Here is an 18,188-nt window from a genome sequence, read left to right as displayed (position 1 = left end):
AAGTCAACCCCTCGGCGGGTCGGGTTCAGGCGGTGGGCGCGACCTTGTTCTCGTAGAGCGCGATCTTGTGGTCGATGGCCCGCAGGTGGCCAGTCACCTCGGCGAGCTGGCGCTCCACGACCTCGCGGTGCGCGAGCAGCAGGCCCAGGCGCTCGGCCTCGTTGCCGTCGCCGTCCCGCACCAGCGCGGCATAGCGGCGTACGTCCCGGATGGGCATCCCGGTGGCGCGCAGCCGGGTCACCATCTGGATCCACCGCAGGTCCTCGGCGGTGTAGCGACGGTGGCCGGACGGGGCCCGGTCGACCGAGTGCAGCAGCAGGCCGTCACGCTCGTAGTAGCGCAGCGTGTGGGCCGTGAGCCCGGTCTTCTCGGCCGCCTCGGCGATGCTCAGGCTGGTCATCCGACCAGTGTCGGACTTGGAGCGTGCTCGAAGTCAAGCACCCAGCGCGGGACGATGGAACTGAGCCGTCGCGAACGGGCCGCCGACGAACTCGGCCTCCCCGTCGTCGTGCGGGCCGGCCTCGACCCGGTCGGCGTACGTCTCGGCGTCGTCCTGTGGCTCGTAGCCCAGCCGGCGACCCGGCTCGAGGTCCCACCACGCGCGGGTGTTGGCGCTGATGCCGTAGAGGACGGCGTAGCCGGGAGCGGGCGTGCTCAGCGCCGCCTCGACCATCCGGACGCAGTCACCGTGGGAGAGCCACGTCGACAGGCCGCGGATGCTGGCCGGCTCCTCGAGGAACGAGCCGATCCGGCACGCGACCGCGTCGATGCCGTGGCGGTCCGCGAAGAGGTGGAGGAGCGCCTCAGCCGCGACCTTGGCGACGCCGTAGTAGGTGTCGGCGCGGGGCAGGGCCTGCTCGGTCAGCGTGCCGTCCGCGCGGGGTGTGCGGCCGACGGCGTGGTTGGAGGAGGCGTAGACGATGCGCGGCACGTCGTGGGCCACCATCGCGTCGAGGAGGGCAGCGGTCGTCACGACGTGGGAGGTGAGCTCGTCGGGCAGCGACGCCTCGTCGGGGATGCCCGCGAGGTGCACGACGGCGCCGAGCCTGCCCCCGGTCGACAGAGCGGCGAAGACCGCCTCGACGGCGTCGCCGTCGGCGCAGTCGGCCTCGTGCCAGGTGAAGGGCGTCCCGTCGGGCGGCGGGACCAGGTCGAGGCCCACCACGTCGTGGCCGGAGGCGGCCAGGCCGGTGGTGACCACCCGGCCGATGCTGCCGGCGGCGCCGGTGACCAGGACGCGCATCGTCGGCCTCAGATCCTCGTCACGACCTGGCTCAGCAGGCCGCCCATCCGACTGGCCGCGGAGCGACCCGCCACGAGGACCTCCTCGTGGTTGAGCGGCTCGCCGCTCAGGCCGGCGGCGAGGTTGGTGACCAGGCTGATCCCGAGGACCTCCATGCCGGCCTCGCGGGCGGCGATGGCCTCCAGTGTGGTGCTCATGCCGACGAGGTGGCCGCCCATGATGCCGGCCATCCGGACCTCGGCGGGCGTCTCGTAGTGGGGGCCGGGGAACTGCACGTAGACGCCCTCGTCGAGGGAGTCGTCGACCTCCTTGCACATCGCGCGCAGGCGCGGGCTGTAGAGGTCGGTCAGGTCCACGAAGTTCGCACCGACGATCGGGCTCGTGCCGGTGAGGTTGATGTGGTCGGAGATCAGCACCGGCTGGCCGGGCTGCCAGCCCTGCTTGAGTCCGCCGCACCCGTTGGTGAGGACGATGGCCGAGCAGCCGGCCGCGGCCGCCGTACGCACCGGGTGCACGACGGCGGCGACGCCCTTGCCCTCGTAGAAGTGGGTGCGCGAGAGGAACACCAGGAGGTTCTTGTCGCCGCTCCTGATGGAACGGATCTTGCCGCTGTGGCCCGCGACGGCGGCGGCGCTGAAGCCGGGGAGGTCGGTCGTGTCGATCTCGGCGGTCGCCTCGCCGAGCGCGTCCACGGCCGGGAGCCAGCCCGAGCCCAGCACCAGGGCGATGTCGTGGCGCTCGACGCCGGTCAGCTCGGCGAGCCGGGCGGCCGCCTCGGCGGCGCTCTCGTAGGGCGTGGGGACGGAGGCTGCGTGGGTCACGCCGGAAACTCTAGACCGACGACAGCCGGTGCTCCGGTGTGTGGTGCTCAGAGCCCGGTGGACCGGCAGGCCCGGCGGCGCAGGGCCGCGACGTAGTCCTCGGGCGCACCCGCGGCGTCAGCCGCGTCGGCGAGGACCCCGAGGTAGGACGCCGAGGGCAGGCCTCCCTCGTAGGCGTCGAGGACGTAGGCCCACACGACGAGCGCGCCGGTCAGCGTCTGCACCCGCACCCTGGTCTTGCGGTAGAGGCCGGTGTCGGCGGCCTCCCAGCCGTCGAGCAGGCGCTCGTCCTCGGGCGTGACGTCGTAGACCGCCACGAAGACCTGCTCGAACGGGTCCTGCACGATCGTCGAGAGGGCACCGTCCCAGCCGTGCTCCTCGCCGCCGAACGTCAACCGCCAGCCCGTGAGCCAGCCGGTGGAGTGGAGGATCGAGTGAGGGCAGCGCTCACCCATGCGGGCGGGATCGAGGTTCGTCCCGTAGGCGGCGTACAGCGTCACGGGCCACACGATATCGAGCCGCGACCTCGGGTGGTTCCCCCTCACGGCGGACAACTAGGCTGGGGGCGTGACCGACACCCACTTCGACACCCTCGTCCTCGGCGCCGGCCCCGGTGGCTACGTCGCCGCGATCCGCGCCTCCCAGCTCGGCCAGAAGGTGGCCGTGGTGGAGGCCAAGTACTGGGGAGGTGTCTGCCTCAACGTCGGCTGCATCCCGTCGAAGGCCCTGCTCAAGAACGCCGAGTTAGCTCACACGCTCCAGCACGAGAAGGCGAAGTTCGGCATCGAGGGCGACGCCACGATGTCCTTCGGCCCGACCCACAAGCGCAGCCGCGACGTCAGCGCCGGCATCGTCAAGGGCGTCCACTTCCTGATGAAGAAGAACAAGATCACCGAGATCGACGGCTGGGGCACCCTGACCAGCGCGACCGGGATCGACGTCAAGGACAACGACGGCCAGACCACCGGCTACACCTTCGACAACCTGATCCTCGCCACCGGCGCCACCGTGCGCCTGGTGCCCGGTGTCGAGCTGAGCGACAACGTCGTGACCTACGAGGAGCAGATCCTCACCGACCAGCTGCCGGGCTCGATCGTCATCGGCGGCTCCGGGGCGATCGGCGTCGAGTTCGCCTACGTGATGGCCAACTTCGGCGTCGACGTCACGATCGTGGAGTTCCTCGACCGGATGGTCCCCACCGAGGACGCCGACATCTCCAAGGAGCTCCTCAAGCACTACAAGAAGCTCGGCGTGAAGGTGCTCACCTCCACGGCGGTCAAGAAGGTCGAGGACACCGGCTCGGGCGTCAAGGTCACCATCGCCCCCGCCGCGGGTGGCGACGAGCAGGTGATCGAGGCCGACAAGTTCCTCGCCGCCTTCGGCTTCGCCCCGCGGGTCACGGGCTTCGGCCTCGAGGACATCGGCGTCGCGGTCTCCGAGCGCGGCGCGATCGAGATCGACGACTACATGCGCACCAACGTCGACAACGTCTACGCCATCGGTGACTGCACCGGGAAGATGATGCTCGCCCACGTCGCCGAGGCGATGGGCATCGTGGCCGCCGAGACGATCAACGGCGCCGAGACGATGCCGGTCGAGTACGACTTCGTGCCCCGCGCCACCTACTGCATGCCGCAGATCGGCTCGTTCGGCTACAGCGAGGCCCAGGCCAAGGAGAAGGGCTACGACGTCAAGACCGCGACGTTCCCCTTCACCGCCAACGGCAAGGCGATGGGCCTCGGTGAGGCCGTCGGCTTCGTGAAGGTCGTCGCCGACGCCGAGCACAACGAGATCATCGGCACCCACATGATCGGCCCCGACGTCACCGAGCTGCTGCCGGTCATGACGCTGGCCCAGAAGTGGGACCTCACCGCCGACGAGGTGGCCCGCAACGTCTTCGCCCACCCGACCCTCGGTGAGGCCGTCAAGGAGGCCGTCCACGGCATCGCCGGTCACATGATCAACCTCTGATGACCGACCACATCGTCATCGTCGGCGGCGGGCCGGGCGGCTACGAGGCCGCCCACGTGGCCGCGCAGCTGGGCGCGCAGGTCACCGTCGTCGACACCGACGGAGTCGGCGGCTCGGCGGTGCTCACCGACTGCGTGCCGAGCAAGACGCTCATCGCGACCGCCGAGCTGATGACCGACATGTCGACGGCGCAGGAGCTCGGGGTCAACTTCCACGACCACCAGGGCGACGCGGCGACGACCATCAGCGTCGACCTGGCGCGGGTCAACGCCCGCGTCAAGCAGCTCGCGGCCGACCAGTCGACCGACATCGCGGCCCGCCTCGACCGCGACGGCGTACGCGTCGTCACCGGCCGCGGCCGCCTCGGCCCGGACCTCACCGTCGTCGCCACGACCGCCGACGGCGAGGAGACCCTGCAGGCCGACGCGGTCATCGTCGCGACCGGCGCGGCGCCCCGCACGCTGCCGAGCGCCCAGCCCGACGGCGAGCGGATCCTCACCTGGGAGCAGGTCTACGACCTCACCGAGGTGCCGGAGAAGCTGATCGTGGTGGGCTCGGGCGTCACCGGCGCGGAGTTCGCCAGCGCCTACCTGTCGCTCGGCATCGACGTGACGCTGGTCAGCAGCCGCGACCGGGTGCTGCCCGGCGAGGACGCCGACGCGTCGGCGGTGCTGGAGGACGTGGCCACCCGCCGCGGGATGAAGGTGCTCAGCCGCTCCCGCATGCAGTCGGTGACCCGCGAGGGCGACGAGGTGACGGTGACCCTCACCGACGGCCGCACGGTGACGGGCAGCCACTGCATCCTTGCGCTCGGTTCGGTGCCCAACACCGCCGACCTCGGCCTCGAGGAGGCGGGCGTGGCCGTGGACGACGGCGGCTTCATCACCGTCGACCGCGTCTCGCGCACCACGGCGCGCGGGATCTACTCCGCCGGCGACTGCACGGGCGTGCTGATGCTGGCCTCGGTGGCGGCGATGCAGGGCCGGATCGCGATGTGGCACTTCCTGGGCGACGCGGTCGCGCCGCTGGACCTCAAGAAGGTGTCGTCCAACGTCTTCACCTCCCCGGAGATCGCCACCGTCGGCTGGTCGCAGCAGGCCGTCGACGCCGGCGAGATCGAGGCCGAGGTCGTCACCCTGCCGCTGGCCGGCAACGCCCGCGCCAAGATGCAGGGCGTGCGCGACGGCTTCGTGAAGCTCTTCTGCCGCCCGGGCACCGGCATCGTGGTCGGGGGAGTGGTCGTCGGGCCGCGGGCCTCCGAGCTCATCCACCCGGTGTCGGTCGCGGTCGCGGAGTCGCTGACCGCCGACCAGCTCGCCCACGCGTTCACCGTCTACCCGTCGATGAGCGGGTCGGTGGCCGAGGCCGCCCGGCGCCTGCACCACGTCTGATCCCGGGTCCGTCGCCGACGCGGGCCTCCGGGCCCGGGCCGGGCTGGCACGACCGGCACCACCACGTGCGGCGGTTGGCGCTGTCCCCCGGCACCTCGGCCTGCACGCTCACCGGGCCGCCGCACCGGCGGCAGCCCTGCCGCTGGCGGCCCGTGATCCAGTGGTCGTCGCCCTTGACCGGTGAGCCGGTGGTCACCTGGTAGGCGCCCGGCACGTGCGCCGAGTGGCGCAGCATCGTGGCGGCGCGCTCGACGAGGTGGGGCACGTCGACCTCGCCGACCGGCGTCCACGGGCTCACGCCGCTGAGGAAGGCGAGCTCGTTGGCCCAGAGGTTGCCCAGGCCGGCGAGCGACCGCTGGTCGAGCAGCGCGGTCACCAGCGGGGTGGTCGGCGCGGCGAGCAGGCGGCGGACGGCCTCCTCGGCGTCCCAGTCGTCGCGGAGCGGGTCGGGGCCGAGGTGGCCGACCAGGTCGGCCTCGCGGTCGGTCGGCACGAGGGCGAGGTCGTGCAGCCGGATGCCGTGGACGGTGCGCCCGTCGTCGAGGGACCACACGAGCCGGACGTGGGGCTGCAGCTTGCCGGGCAACCGCTTGCCCGGCGCCAGGGTGGACCAGGAGCCGTCCATGCGGAGGTGGCTGTGGAGCGTGGCCGGCGGCGAGCCCGCCGCGCCGGACAGGCGGGTCAGCAGGTGCTTGCCGTGGGTGTCGTGCCCGATGACCTCGCGGCCCGACAGGTCGCGCGTGGCGAGCGCGGGGGTGCGGAAGTCGGAGCGGTCGACCGTGTGGCCCACGAGCTGGCGGTCCAGCCGGCGGGCGAGCTTCCACACGCTGTCTCCCTCGGGCACCCGTCCAGTGTCACAAACGGGTCCGACGGACCCGGCCCGGGACCAGCGGTCCGTGGCTCTCGCTGATCTGACGGTCCCTGCCCCGAACGCCCAGGCCGCCTGTAACCTCGGGGGTTCGTCGTTCGTTCTCGGGGGAGAGACCACATGTTGACCCGTTCCCGCCTGCTGCCAGTCGTGCTCGCCGCGAGTGCGCTGCTGCTTCCTGCCCTGCCGGCGTCGGCCGCCGAGCCGTCGGCCGAGCCGCGCCAGAAGGTCGAGGCCTGGACCGTCCCCGGCAGCAGCGCGATCACCATCACCGGCCACGGCTTCGGTCACGGCAACGGCATGTCGCAGTACGGCGCGCTGGGAGCGGCCCAGCAGGGTCTGACCTGGCAGCAGATCAACGAGTTCTACTACCCCGGCACCACGTGGGGAGCAGTCCGCGGCAAGCTGCGCGTGCTCATCACCGCCGACACCGGGCGGGACGTGCAGGTCGCGGCCGAGCGCGGCCTCAAGGTCGGCCGGGTGGGTCGCTCGCGCACCTGGCGCGTGCCCTCCAACAACGCGCGCAAGTGGCGCCTGGTCGCGGCCGGCCGCGACACCGCCGTCCAGTGGACGAAGGGCGGCTCGTGGCGCACCTGGAAGAAGGTCAGCGGCGAGGCGGAGTTCAGCGCCGCCGACGGCCGGCTGACCCTCGTGCTGCCCGGCGCCCGTCGTGACTACCGCGGCACCCTGCAGTCCGTGGCCCCCCGCCTGGGCGGCAAGCGCGAGACCGTGAACAAGGTCGGCATGGAGGCCTACCTGCGCGGCGTCGTGCCGCAGGAGGTCCCCGCCCTGTGGACCCCGGCGGCGGTCAGCGCCCAGTCCGTCGCGGCGCGCACCTATGCGGCGTTCGAACGATCGCACCCCAACGCCTCCCACTACGACCTCTGCGACACGACGCAGTGCCAGGTCTACGGCGGCGCGGACGTCGAGCACCCGTCGGCGACCGCGGCCATCCAGGCCACGGCCGGGCAAGGCCTCTACTACGACGGGCGACCGGCGTTCACGCAGTTCTCCGCGAGCAACGGCGGCTTCTCCTCGGCCGGCTCCATGCCCTACCTCGTGGCGCAGTCCGACCCCTACGACGGCCTCGTCAACCCGGCCTACTCCACGTGGACCACCACCATCGACGACACGCAGGTCGAGAAGCACTGGCCCGACCTGGGCGACCTCACCGGCATCGAGGTCGTCACACGCGACGGCAACGGCGAGTGGGGCGGTCGCGTCACGAACATGGCGTTCGTCTTCACCGGCGGCCGGGCCACGTTGAGCGGCGACGACGCCCGCTCCTACCTCGGCCTCTACTCCGACTGGTTCACGTTCAGCGTCATCCCGCGACAGAAGGGCCCCGCGCGCCAGTGACCCGACGACTCAGGCTGGCGGCAGCAGTCGCCGCCCTCGCTCTCGCCGCGTCCGCCTGCGAGTCCGGCCAGGCGGCCGGCGACGGCGACGTCGACCTGCCCGACCCCGTCGTCGACACCGAGGTGACGACCCGGATCGACTACGTCGCGATGGGCGACTCGTTCTCGGCCGGCCCGTTCATCGGCACGATGCGCACCGACCCCCAGGGCTGCGCGCGGTCCAAGGACAACTACCCGGCGTTCCTGGCCGACTGGCTCGACGTCGCCAGCTACACCGACGTGACCTGCTCGGCCGCCACGACCAGGGACCTCCACGCGCCGATGGTGATGTTCGACGGCAACACCACCGGGCCGCAGGTCGACGCGCTGTCGGCCGAGACCGACCTCGTCACCCTCGGCATCGGCGGCAACGACTTCGGCATCTACGACTCGCTCATCCAGTGCCAGCGCGGACCGGCGGTCGCCTGCCCGGTCGAGCAGCTGCGCGCCGACACCGGCAAGGTCACCGGCCGGGTCAAGGACGCCGTACGACGCATCGCCAGGGTCGCGCCCGACGCCAAGGTGCTGGTCGTCGGATATCCCGACATCCTCCCCACCGAGGGCACCTGTCGCGCCGTCGGCGTGCCTGCCGAGGTGCTGGCCCCGGTGACCGAGGTCGCCGACCTGCTCAACGCCTCGATCCGCCGCGGCGCCCGGGCGGCAGATGCGTCGTACGTCGACATGGCGGCGGTCTCTGACGGCCACGACGTCTGCGCCAAGGGCCGGGCGTGGGTCAACGGCCCGCGGTTCCGCGCAGGCATCGCGGCGCCGTTCCACCCGAAGATCAACGGCATGCGAGCCGTCGCCACCGAGGTGTTCCGGCAGGTGACCGGGGCGGACCCCGAGGAGATCACGGAGTACGCCGAGCCCGACCCCGACGTGGTCGTGCTCAACGAGGGCTGATCACCAGTACCAGGTCGCCGCCCTCGACGGCCTGCGTGGCGGGCACCGCGAGGCGGCTGACGGTCCCGGCGACCGGTGCGGTGATGGAGGCCTCCATCTTCATCGCCTCGATCGTCGCCACCGTCTGTCCCGCCTCCACGCTGTCGCCCTCGGCGACGGTGACCGTCACCGCCCCGTCGTAGGGCGCCGCGACGTGCCCGCTGTTGGTCGGGTCGGCCTTCTCGGCCGTGACGACGCTCGCTGCGATGCTGCGGTCGCGTACCTGCACCGGCCGCATCTGGCCGTCGACGGTCGCCATCACGTTGCGGATACCGCGCTCGTCGGGCTCGCTGATCGCCTCGAGGCCGAACAGCATCTCGCGGCCCTCGCGCACCCGCACGGGGTGCTCCTCGCCGCGACGCAGGCCGTAGAGGTAGTCGATGGTCGACACGGCCGACAGGTCGCCGTAGGACTCGCGCGACTCGCGGAACGCGGCCGTCGGGCCCGGGAACAGCAGCTCGTTGAGGGTCGCGCGACGGTCGGTGGCCAAGCTGGTCTGCTGCTCCTCGGTGAGGCTCTCGGTCGACTGCTTCCAGGTGCGGCCGGCGAGCGCCTTGGTGCGGAAGGGCTCCGGCCAGCCGCCGGGCGGGTCGCCCAGCTCGCCGTTGAGGAAGCCGATCACCGAGTCCGGGACGTCGTACGACGCCGGGTCGGCCTCGAACTCCGCCGGGTCGGCGCCGGCCGCGACGAGCGCGAGGGCGAGGTCGCCGACGACCTTGGACGACGGCGTCACCTTCACGACGTTGCCGAGGATGTCGTTGGCCGCGGCGTACATGTCCTCGACCTGCTCGAACTTCTCACCGAGGCCGAGCGCGATCGCCTGCTGGCGCAGGTTGGACAGCTGGCCGCCGGGGATCTCGTGGCGGTAGACCCGCCCGGTGGGGGCTGGCAGCCCCGACTCGAAGGGCGCGTAGACCCGGCGCACGGCCTCCCAGTAGGGCTCCATGGCGTTGACCGCGGCGAGCGAGAGCCCGGTCTCGCGGTCGGAGTGGTCGGTCGCCGACACCAGCGCCGACAGGGCGGGCTGCGACGTCGTGCCTGCCATCGAGGCGCACGCGGCGTCGACCGCGTCGACCCCGGCGTCGATCGCCGCGAGCAGCGTGGCGAGCTGGCCGCCGGGGGTGTCGTGGGTGTGCAGGTGGACTGGCAGGTCGAAGCGCTCGCGCAGCGCCGTCACCAGGGTGCGCGCGGCCGGGGCGCGCAGCAGGCCGGCCATGTCCTTGATCGCGAGCACGTGGGCACCCGCGTCGACGATCTGCTCGGCGAGCCGGAGGTAGTAGTCGAGGGTGTAGAGCCGCTCGTCGGGCGAGGACAGGTCGCCGGTGTAGCAGAGCGCGACCTCGGCCACCGACGTGCCGGTCGCGCGGACGGCGTCGATGGCCGGGCGCATCTGCGAGACGTCGTTGAGGGCGTCGAAGACGCGGAACACGTCGATGCCGGTCTCGGCGGCCTCCTGCACGAAGGCCTCGGTGACCTGCGTCGGGTAGGGCGTGTAGCCGACGGTGTTGCGGCCGCGGAGCAGCATCTGAAGGCCGACGTTGGGGATCGCCTCGCGCAGCGCCGCCAGCCGCTCCCACGGGTCCTCGGCCAGGAAGCGCAGCGCGACGTCGTACGTCGCCCCGCCCCAGCACTCGACCGACCACAGCTGCGGGGTGGTCCGGGCGACGTGTTCGGCGACCCCGAGCAGGTCGCGGGTGCGCACGCGCGTGGCGAGCAGCGACTGGTGGGCGTCGCGGAAGGTGGTGTCGGTGACGGCGACCTGCTCCTGCGCGCGCAGCCGGCGGGCGAACTCCTCGGGCCCGACCGCGCGCAGCAGCTGGCGGGTGCCGTCGGGCACCGGCTGCGACCGGTCGAGCTGCGGGAGCTTGCTGGCCGGGGTGACCGTCACCGGAGCGGCGCCGTGGGGCTGGTTGACGGTGACGTCGGCAAGGTAGGCCAGGAGCTTGGTGGCGCGGTCGCGCCCGACCTGCGCGGTGAGCAGGCCGGGGTGGTCCTCGATGAAGGACGTGGTGACGCCGCCGGCGGCGAAGTCGGGGTCGGCGAGCACGGCCTGGAGGAACCCGACGTTGGTCGAGACGCCGCGGATGCGGAACTCCAGCAGCGCGCGACGGGCCTTCTGGACGGCGGCCTCGAAGGTGCGGCCGCGACAGGTGAGCTTGGCCAGCATCGAGTCGAAGTGCGGGCTGATCTCTGCGCCTGAGTAGGTGGTGCCGCCGTCGAGGCGCACGCCCGGGCCGCCGGGGGAGCGGTAGGTGGTGATCTTCCCGGTGTCGGGCCGGAAGCCGTTGGCGGGGTCCTCGGTGGTGATCCGGCACTGGAGCGCGAAGCCGCGCGGCTGCACCGAGTCCTGGGTGAGGTCGAGGTCGGCGAGGGTGGCGCCCGCGGCGATCAGCATCTGCGACTGCACGAGGTCGACCGCGGTGACCTCCTCGGTCACCGTGTGCTCGACCTGGATGCGGGGGTTCATCTCGATGAAGACGTACCTGCCGCTGGGATCGAGGAGGAACTCCACGGTGCCGGCGTTCTTGTAGCCGATCTCGCGGGCGAAGCGCACCGCGTCGGCGCACATGCGGTCGCGGATCTCGGGGTCGAGGTTGGGCGCCGGGGCGATCTCGACGACCTTCTGGTGGCGGCGCTGGACCGAGCAGTCGCGCTCGTAGAGGTGGATGACACCGTCCTCGGACCCGGTCCCGTCGGAGAGGATCTGGACCTCGATGTGGCGCGGGTCGACGACGGCCTGCTCGATGAAGACGGTCGGGTCGCCGAAGGCACCCTCGGCCTCGCGCATGCAGGTCTCGATCGCGTCGCGGAGGTCGGCGCGGTCCTCCACGCGCCGCATGCCGCGCCCGCCGCCACCGGCGACGGCCTTGACGAAGAGCGGCGCCTCGATCTGCTCGGCGGCGGCGAGGAGCTCGTCGACGTCGGTCGACGGTGGGACGGACTCGAGCACGGGTACGCCGGCGGCCTTGGCCGCGGCGATCGCGCGCGCCTTGTTGCCGGTGAGGGTGAGCACCTCGGCGCTGGGACCGATGAAGGTGATGCCCGCAGCGGCGCACGCCTCGGCGAGGGCGGGGTTCTCCGACAGGAAGCCGTAGCCGGGGTAGATCGCGTCGGCGCCGCAGCGGACCGCGACGTCGACGATGGCCTGCGGGTCGAGGTAGGCGCGGACGGGGTGCCCCTCCTCGCCGATCTGGTAGGCCTCCTCGGCCTTCATCCGGTGCTCGGACCCGCGGTCCTCGTGGGGGAAGACGGCCACCGTGCGCGCACCGATCTCGCGCGCCGCACGGAAGGCCCGGACTGCGATCTCGCCACGGTTGGCGACGAGCACCTTGGAGAACATGGGGCGCACGCTATCGAGAGACGGATGTGACCTGGGTTACCCGTCCGTACGCCGGTCGGCTCGCACCCTCGTCACGCGGCCTCCTCCTGCTGGGCGCGCCACCACGCCACCGTCCGGGCCAGGCCGTCGGCCAGCGGGGTGGGCCCGAGCCCGAGCCGCTCCTCGCTGGCGGACGAGTCCATGACGAAGGGCTCCGCGAACATGTAACCGGTCTCGGCCATCTCCTTCATCTGCCGGGAGACCAGGCCGACCGCGCCGAGCACGGACACCGGGATCGACGACACCTTGGGGGCGCGCACGCCGCCCGCCTCGGCGACCAGCTCGACGAGCCGCCGCTGGGTGACCGGGGCGGCGGTGGGAGCGTGGAGGAACGAGTTCCACAGGTCCGGGCGAGCGGCGGCGGCGACCATCGCGGCGGCCAGGTCGGGGACGTAGGTGAAGGAGTGCGGCTGGTCGGGGCTGCCGACCACGCGCATCGTGCGCCCGGCCAGGACCGTCGGCACCATGCGCTCGCCGGCGTGGGCGTTGCGCACGAGCGGACCGTAGAAGTCGGAGGCGGCCACGCTGACGGTCGGGGTGGCGGAGGCGTCGCGCTGGGCGAGCAGCTCGGTGCGGACGCCGAGCTTGCCGGTGGTGGCGGTGCGCGGCGTCGACTCGGTGATCGTGCCGTCGACCGGGCCGTAGGAGTAGAGGCTCTCGGGGAAGACCACGACCGCCCCGACGCGACCGGCCGCCTCGAGGACGGCCCGCTCGGCCCTCGGCAGCTCGGCGCGCCAGACGCGGGCGTCGTACGCCGAGCCGTGGATGCAGTGGTGGACCGCGACCGCCCCCTCGAGGGCCCCGGTCAGCGCATCGAGCCGGGAGACGTCGACGCGGCGGCGGTCGATGAGCGGGTGCACCGGGCCGCTGCCCGAGCGGGTCAGCAGGCGGACCTGCTCGCCCGCGTCGGCGAGCTGCTGGGCGACGGTCGAGCCGACGGGGCCGGCTCCGGTGACGACGTGGACGGTCATGGGTGCTCCTCGGATTGGGAGAGCGGTGCTCTCGTTTCGACCATCATGCCTCGCGTGCCGCATCAAAACAAGAGCAGTGCTCACATTCGGTATCACCGCTCGCTCGTTGTGCTTGGATGGGCGGATGGTCGACTCCTCGTCCGAGACCCCTGCGAACCTCTCACCGCGTGCCCGGGCGCGCGTCCAGACGATGCGCGACATCGTCCGTCTCGGCCGCGAGCACCTCGCGACCGAGGGCGCGGCGGCCCTGTCGCTGCGCGCCGTCGCGCGCGACCTCGGGCTCGTCTCGTCGGCGGTCTACCGCTACGTCGCGAGCCGCGACGAGCTGCTGACCCTGCTCGTGGTCGACGGCTACGACGAGCTCGGCGACGCCGTCGACGCGGCCCTGGCGAAGGTCGACCGGTCCGACCACGCGGGCCGGATGACGGCCATCGGCCGCGCCGTCCGCGCCTGGGGCCTGGCCGAGCCGGCGACGTACGCCCTGCTCTTCGGCAGCCCCGTCCCAGGCTACGAGGCGCCTGCCGAGCAGACCACGGGACCGGGCACCCGCGTCGTCGTACGCCTCGTCGAGGTCTGGGAGGACGCCTGGCAGGCGGGCGCGATCTCGCTGGACGAGGCACCGCTCGCCCCGCGCCGCCTGTCGCGCGACCTGGCCCGGATCCGCAAGCAGATGGGGCTCACCGTGCCGGAGCAGCTGGTCGCGCGCGGGCTGTTCGCCTGGGCCGCGCTGTTCGGGTGCGTGACCTGGGAGGTGTTCGGACAGTACGGCTCGACGACCTTCACCGACCCCGCCGACCTGTTCGAGCACCACCTCGCCGCGCTCGTCGAGAGCGTGGGTCTGGCGTAGAAGGGCCGGACGTCATGAGGAGCGGTCGTCCGGACGACCGCTCGCCATGACGTTGTGCACGCACAGTCCGCACTGACTGGGCCGAAGGTGGTCGAACGCCGCGGCTAGCGCGCGAGCGCCCGCCCGACGGCGCGGCCCGAGAAGATGCAGCCGCCGAGGAAGGTCCCCTCGAGCGCGTTGTAGCCGTGCACGCCGCCACCGCCGAAGCCGGCGACCTCGCCCGCGGCGTACAGGCCCGGGACGCGGGTGCCGTCGGCGGCCACGCACTGGCCGTCGAGGTCGGTCTCGAGGCCGCCGAGCGTCTTGCGGGACAGGATGTTGAGGCGGACGGCGATGAGCGGGCCGTGCGCCGGGTCGAGGATCTTGTGCGGCTTCGCGACGCGGATCAGCTTGTCGGTGCGGCTGCGGCGGGCGTTGTGGATCGCCATCACCTGGATGTCCTTGGTGAAGGCGTTGTCGACCTCGCGGTCGCGCGCGACGATGTGCCGCTCGAGGTCGTCGACGTCGAGCTCCGGCCCGCGGGCGAGCTCGTTCATCCCGGTCACCAGGTCGGCGAGGGTGTCGGCCACGACGAAGTCGACGCCGTGCTCCTTGAACGCCTCCACCGGACCGGGGGCGCCCTTCGCGAGCCGGCTCTGGGCGAGGAACTTCAGGTCCTTGCCGGTGATGTCGGGGTTCTGCTCGGAGCCGGAGAGCGCGAACTCCTTCTCGATGATCGACTGGGTGAGGACGAACCACGAGTAGTCGTGCCCGGCGCTCAGGATCTGCTTCATCGCGCCGATCGAGTCCGCGCCCGGGACGCCCGACATGCCCTCGAGCCGCCGGCCGGTGGCGTCGAACCACATCGACGACGGGCCGGGCAGGATCCGGATGGCGTGGTCGGGCCACACCGGGTCCCAGTTGTGGATGCCCTCGACGTAGGCCCACATCCGGTCCTTGTTGACCATCGTCGCGCCGGCGTCCTCGGCGATGCCCTGCATCCGTCCGTCCACGTGGGCGGGCACGCCGGAGATCATGTGCTCCGGGGCCGTGCCGACGCGCTCGGTGGGCCAGTTGCGCCGCATCAGCTCGTGGTTGTGGCCGATGCCCCCACTCGTCACGACGACAGCGGCGGCGCGGTGCTCGAAGCTGCCGGCCGCCTCGCGGGTCGACTTCACGCCCCGCTCGGCGTCGTCGTCGGCGAGCACGGTGCCGCGCACGCCCACGACCGTGCCGTCCTCGACGACCAGCTCGTCGACCTGGTGGCGGAACACGAGGCGTACGAGCCCCTGCGCCTCGGCACGCTCGACGGGCTCGGCGAAGATCCGCACCACCTCGGGACCGGTGCCCCACGTCAGGTGGAAGCGCGGGACCGAGTTGCCGTGCCCGGTGGCCCGCCCGTCCCCACGCTCGGCCCAGCCGACGAAGGGGAGCGACTTGAGCCCGAGGTCGTGGAGGTAGGCGCGCTTCTCACGGTGGGCGAAGTCGACGTACGCCTTCGCCCACCGCTGCGGCCAGAAATCCTCGCCGCGGCCGGGGCCGTCGGTGCCGTCGCCGAGGCGGTCGAACTGGGCCGAGCCCTGCCAGTCCTGCCAGGCCAGCTCGGGGGAGTCCTTGATGCCCATCCGGCGCTGCTCGGGGCTGTCCACGAACAGCAGCCCGCCGAGCGACCACCAGGCCTGCCCGCCGAGGTTGTGGCGGTTCTCCTGGTCGAGGACGAGGACGCGCTTGCCGGCGAGGGCGAGCTCGTGGGTCGCGACCAGCCCGGCGAGGCCGGCGCCGACCACGATGACGTCGGGGGTGAAGCCGTCGGTGGGGGTGGTGGGGTCGGTCATCGGGGCTCCTGCTCGGGGTAGCGGTGGACGATCAGCTCGGCGAGCAGGCGCAGGGCCCGCTCGGCGGTGCGGCCGGGAGCGGCCGCGGGGTCGGGGTCGAGGACGGAGAAGGCGAGTCCGTCGAGCATGTTGACCACGATGCTGAGGACGGCCGGGAGGTCGTCGGCGGACAGGCGGTCGGCCCACAGGTCGGCGGCCACGTCGAGCATCTGCGCGTGCAGCGCCTCGCGCGCCGGCAGCAGCGCCTCGCGGAGGCCGGCGTCGGCGCGGGCGGCGACGAGGAGTTCGCGCCAGGTCTGGTTGGTGGGGGAGAGCACCGCCGCGCGCAGGTGGGTCAGCACGTCCGCCACGTCGTCGACGGTGTCGACGGCCGCTTCCTCGGTCGTGGCGCGGAACGCCGCGACGTTGCGGTTCGCCACGTGCTCCGCGGTCGCGACCAGCAGTGCCTGCCGGGTCGGGAAGTGGCGGAAGAGGGCGCCCTGGCTCACGCCCGCCTCCGCGCAGACCGCGGAGGTCGAGGTGGCGGCGTACCCCCGCTCGGTCAGGCACGTCACCGTCGCCTCGAGCAGCGCGCCGATCGTGCCCTCGCGACGCTGCGCCTGCGTACGGCGCGGGGCGGAGGTGGTGGTCACCGCACCAGTGTCACATAGAAAGTGAGTGCTTGCTATCTAACTGGTTCACGGGCGGCGGCTCGAGCGGGCGGGGACGTCATGGCGTGTGGCTGCCTAGGCGACCGGCGGCCATGACGTCCGCGAGCGATCAGTCCTTGATCTCGCAGATCACGGCGCCGTTGGTGACGGTGGCGCCGACCTCGGCCTGCAGGCCGGTGACGGTGCCGGCCTTGTGGGCCTTCAGCGGCTGCTCCATCTTCATCGCCTCCATGACGACGATGGTGTCGCCCTCGGCGACCTCCTGGCCGTCGGCGACGACGACCTTGACGATCGTGCCCTGCATGGGGGAGGTGACGGCGTCACCGGACGCTGCTGCGCCGGCCTTCTTCGCCGACCGCTTGGCCTTCTTCGCGCCACCTGCGCCGCCCGACCCTCCTGCGGAGAGTCCGCCGAGCCCGGCGGGCAGCACGACCTCGAGCCGTCGGCCGCCGACCTCGACGGTGACCTTCTGCCGCTCGCCCTGCTCCTCCGCCTCGCCGGCGTCGCCGGCGTACGGCTCGATCTGGTTGTCGAACTCGGTCTCGATCCACTGGGTGTAGACGGTGAACTCGCCGTCGCCGGTGGGCGTCGAGGCGCCGACGTAGGCGGGGTCGCGGACCACGGCGCGGTGGAACGGGATGACGGTGGGCATGCCGTCGACGACGAACTCGTCCAGGGCGCGGCGGGAGCGCTCGAGCGCCTGGGTGCGGTCGCGGCCGGTGACGATGAGCTTGGCGATGAGGGAGTCGAAGGACCCCGGGATGGTCTCGCCCTGGTCGTATCCGCCGTCGAGGCGTACGCCGGGACCGGCCGGGGCGTGCCAGCGGGTGAGGGTGCCGGGGGCGGGCATGAAGTTGCGGCCGCCGTCCTCGGCGTTGATGCGGTACTCGATCGAGTGGCCGCGGATCTCCGGGTCGTCGTAGCCGAGCTCCTCGCCGGCGGCGATGCGGAACATCTCGCGGACGAGGTCGATGCCGGTGACCTCCTCGGAGACGCAGTGCTCGACCTGGAGGCGGGTGTTGACCTCGAGGAAGGAGATCGTGCCGTCCTGCGCGACGAGGAACTCGCAGGTCCCGGCACCGTGGTAGCCGGCCTCGGTGAGGATCCGCTTGGACGACGCGTAGAGCTCGGCGACCTGCTCGTCGGTGAGGAACGGGGCGGGGGCCTCCTCGACGAGCTTCTGGTTGCGGCGCTGCAGCGAGCAGTCGCGGGTGGAGACGACGACGACGTTGCCGTGCTGGTCGGCGAGGCACTGGGTCTCGACGTGGCGGGGCTTGTCGAGGAACTTCTCGACCAGGCACTCGCCGCGGCCGAAGGCGGTGACGGCCTCTCGGACCGCGGACTCGTAGGCGTCGGGGATCTCCTCGAGCGTGCGGGCGACCTTGAGGCCGCGGCCGCCGCCGCCGAAGACGGCCTTGATCGCGACCGGCAGCCCGTTGGCCTTCGCGAACTCGACGACCTCGTCGGCATCCTTGACCGGGTCCTTGGTGCCCGGGGCGAGCGGGGCCTTCGCCTTGTCGGCGATGTGCTTGGCCCGGGCCTTGTCGCCCAGCGCCTCGATCGCGGCGGGCGGGGGACCGATCCAGATCAGCCCGGCGTCGATGACGGCCTGGGCGAACTCGGCGTTCTCGGCGAGGAACCCGTAGCCGGGGTGGATCGAGTCCGCCCCGGACTTCTCGGCGACCGCGATGATCTTGGCGATGTCGAGGTATGACTCGGCCGGGGTGGCGCCACCCAGGGAGTGGGCCTCGTCGGCGAGCCGCACGAAGAGGGCGTCACGGTCCGGGTCGGCGTAGACCGCGACCGACCCGATCCCGGCGTCCTTGCAGGCGCGGATGACGCGGACGGCGATCTCGCCGCGGTTGGCGATGAGGACCTTCTTCAAGCTCACGCG

General features: G+C 72.3%; 15 protein-coding genes. 5 read left to right on the top strand and 10 right to left on the bottom strand.

Annotated elements, in window-relative coordinates; all coding sequences use genetic code 11:
• Window positions 1-25 precede the first annotated feature (25 nt).
• From JOD65_RS20105 to JOD65_RS20090, 4 genes are read right to left on the bottom strand one after another with little or no spacing between them, the layout of a single operon-like run.
• A complete protein-coding gene (locus tag JOD65_RS20105) occupies window positions 26-400 on the bottom strand; it encodes a MerR family transcriptional regulator (RefSeq protein WP_191194849.1) in 375 nt (124 codons plus the stop codon).
• 33 nt (window positions 401-433) lie between these two features.
• The gene (locus JOD65_RS20100) at window positions 434-1,243 is read right to left on the bottom strand and encodes an NAD-dependent epimerase/dehydratase family protein (RefSeq protein WP_191194850.1); all 810 of its coding nucleotides are present in this window, start codon (window positions 1,241-1,243) and stop codon (window positions 434-436) included.
• Between the two features lie 8 nt (window positions 1,244-1,251).
• On the bottom strand, window positions 1,252-2,064 hold the full coding sequence (locus JOD65_RS20095; protein WP_191194851.1) for a purine-nucleoside phosphorylase: 813 nt from the start codon (window positions 2,062-2,064) through the stop codon (window positions 1,252-1,254).
• Window positions 2,065-2,111: 47 nt separating this feature from the next.
• Window positions 2,112-2,564, bottom strand: coding sequence for a gamma-glutamylcyclotransferase family protein (locus JOD65_RS20090; protein ID WP_191194852.1), 453 nt, complete (start codon window positions 2,562-2,564; stop codon window positions 2,112-2,114).
• A 67-nt stretch (window positions 2,565-2,631) separates the two neighbouring features.
• Between JOD65_RS20090 and lpdA the strand changes: the two genes are divergently transcribed.
• Together lpdA and JOD65_RS20080 are read left to right on the top strand one after the other, a co-directional pair.
• Window positions 2,632-4,035: a dihydrolipoyl dehydrogenase gene (lpdA, locus tag JOD65_RS20085; RefSeq protein ID WP_191194853.1), complete on the top strand. Its 1,404-nt coding sequence runs from the start codon at window positions 2,632-2,634 to the stop codon at window positions 4,033-4,035.
• Window positions 4,035-5,426: an NAD(P)H-quinone dehydrogenase gene (locus JOD65_RS20080; protein WP_191194854.1), complete on the top strand. Its 1,392-nt coding sequence runs from the start codon at window positions 4,035-4,037 to the stop codon at window positions 5,424-5,426. Before lpdA ends, JOD65_RS20080 begins: the two co-directional genes overlap by 1 nt.
• On the opposite strand, the gene JOD65_RS20075 is transcribed toward JOD65_RS20080, so the two are convergent.
• On the bottom strand, window positions 5,362-6,270 hold the full coding sequence (locus tag JOD65_RS20075; RefSeq protein ID WP_191194855.1) for a DNA-formamidopyrimidine glycosylase family protein: 909 nt from the start codon (window positions 6,268-6,270) through the stop codon (window positions 5,362-5,364). The two genes, JOD65_RS20080 and JOD65_RS20075, sit on opposite strands and share 65 nt — an antisense overlap.
• Before the next feature lie 144 nt (window positions 6,271-6,414).
• Between JOD65_RS20075 and JOD65_RS20070 the strand changes: the two genes are divergently transcribed.
• Both JOD65_RS20070 and JOD65_RS20065 read left to right on the top strand, forming a co-directional pair.
• Window positions 6,415-7,653 (top strand): SpoIID/LytB domain-containing protein, encoded by a 1,239-nt coding sequence (locus JOD65_RS20070; RefSeq protein WP_191194856.1) that lies wholly within the window; start codon window positions 6,415-6,417, stop codon window positions 7,651-7,653.
• Window positions 7,650-8,594, top strand: a complete 945-nt coding sequence (locus JOD65_RS20065; protein ID WP_191194857.1) for an SGNH/GDSL hydrolase family protein — start codon at window positions 7,650-7,652, stop codon at window positions 8,592-8,594. The genes JOD65_RS20070 and JOD65_RS20065 overlap by 4 nt, the downstream gene beginning before the upstream one ends.
• Here the strand turns inward: JOD65_RS20065 and JOD65_RS20060 are convergent.
• Both JOD65_RS20060 and JOD65_RS20055 read right to left on the bottom strand, forming a co-directional pair.
• Window positions 8,581-11,973 carry a pyruvate carboxylase gene (locus JOD65_RS20060; RefSeq protein WP_191194858.1) on the bottom strand — a complete coding sequence of 1,131 codons (3,393 nt, stop codon included), beginning with the start codon at window positions 11,971-11,973 and terminating at the stop codon, window positions 8,581-8,583. The genes JOD65_RS20065 and JOD65_RS20060 overlap by 14 nt on opposite strands.
• 71 nt (window positions 11,974-12,044) lie before the next feature.
• Window positions 12,045-12,983, bottom strand: a complete 939-nt coding sequence (locus JOD65_RS20055; RefSeq protein WP_191194859.1) for an NAD-dependent epimerase/dehydratase family protein — start codon at window positions 12,981-12,983, stop codon at window positions 12,045-12,047.
• A gap of 124 nt (window positions 12,984-13,107) precedes the next feature.
• Between JOD65_RS20055 and JOD65_RS20050 the strand changes: the two genes are divergently transcribed.
• Window positions 13,108-13,830: a TetR/AcrR family transcriptional regulator gene (locus JOD65_RS20050; RefSeq protein WP_191194860.1), complete on the top strand. Its 723-nt coding sequence runs from the start codon at window positions 13,108-13,110 to the stop codon at window positions 13,828-13,830.
• A 104-nt stretch (window positions 13,831-13,934) separates the two neighbouring features.
• Here JOD65_RS20050 and JOD65_RS20045 read toward each other — a convergent pair whose 3' ends face one another.
• From JOD65_RS20045 to JOD65_RS20035, 3 genes are all read right to left on the bottom strand, one after another.
• Entirely contained in the window at window positions 13,935-15,644 is a 1,710-nt protein-coding gene (locus JOD65_RS20045; RefSeq protein WP_191194861.1) for an FAD-binding dehydrogenase, read from the bottom strand.
• Window positions 15,641-16,276: a TetR/AcrR family transcriptional regulator gene (locus JOD65_RS20040; RefSeq protein ID WP_191194862.1), complete on the bottom strand. Its 636-nt coding sequence runs from the start codon at window positions 16,274-16,276 to the stop codon at window positions 15,641-15,643. The genes JOD65_RS20045 and JOD65_RS20040 overlap by 4 nt, the downstream gene beginning before the upstream one ends.
• 127 nt (window positions 16,277-16,403) lie before the next feature.
• Window positions 16,404-18,185 carry an acetyl/propionyl/methylcrotonyl-CoA carboxylase subunit alpha gene (locus JOD65_RS20035; protein ID WP_307821296.1) on the bottom strand — a complete coding sequence of 594 codons (1,782 nt, stop codon included), beginning with the start codon at window positions 18,183-18,185 and terminating at the stop codon, window positions 16,404-16,406.
• Window positions 18,186-18,188 lie beyond the last annotated feature (3 nt).

This window comes from Nocardioides cavernae (assembly GCF_016907475.1).
Lineage (GTDB): Bacteria > Actinomycetota > Actinomycetes > Propionibacteriales > Nocardioidaceae > Nocardioides > Nocardioides cavernae.
The sequence above is the reverse complement of the archived record's forward strand: the minus strand, read 5'-3'. Positions and strand labels throughout refer to the sequence as shown.

Excerpts from the sequence above, each read along its gene's own strand:
- JOD65_RS20080 (WP_191194854.1), top strand. The coding sequence starts at position 4,035 with ATGACCGACCACATCGTCATCGTCGGCGGCGGGCCGGGCGGCTACGAG.
- JOD65_RS20050 (WP_191194860.1), top strand. The coding sequence starts at position 13,108 with ATGGTCGACTCCTCGTCCGAGACCCCTGCGAACCTCTCACCGCGTGCC.
- JOD65_RS20100 (WP_191194850.1), bottom strand. The coding sequence starts at position 1,243 with ATGCGCGTCCTGGTCACCGGCGCCGCCGGCAGCATCGGCCGGGTGGTC.
- JOD65_RS20070 (WP_191194856.1), top strand. The coding sequence starts at position 6,415 with ATGTTGACCCGTTCCCGCCTGCTGCCAGTCGTGCTCGCCGCGAGTGCG.
- JOD65_RS20060 (WP_191194858.1), bottom strand. The coding sequence starts at position 11,973 with ATGTTCTCCAAGGTGCTCGTCGCCAACCGTGGCGAGATCGCAGTCCGG.
- JOD65_RS20045 (WP_191194861.1), bottom strand. The coding sequence starts at position 15,644 with ATGACCGACCCCACCACCCCCACCGACGGCTTCACCCCCGACGTCATC.
- JOD65_RS20105 (WP_191194849.1), bottom strand. The coding sequence starts at position 400 with ATGACCAGCCTGAGCATCGCCGAGGCGGCCGAGAAGACCGGGCTCACG.
- JOD65_RS20055 (WP_191194859.1), bottom strand. The coding sequence starts at position 12,983 with ATGACCGTCCACGTCGTCACCGGAGCCGGCCCCGTCGGCTCGACCGTC.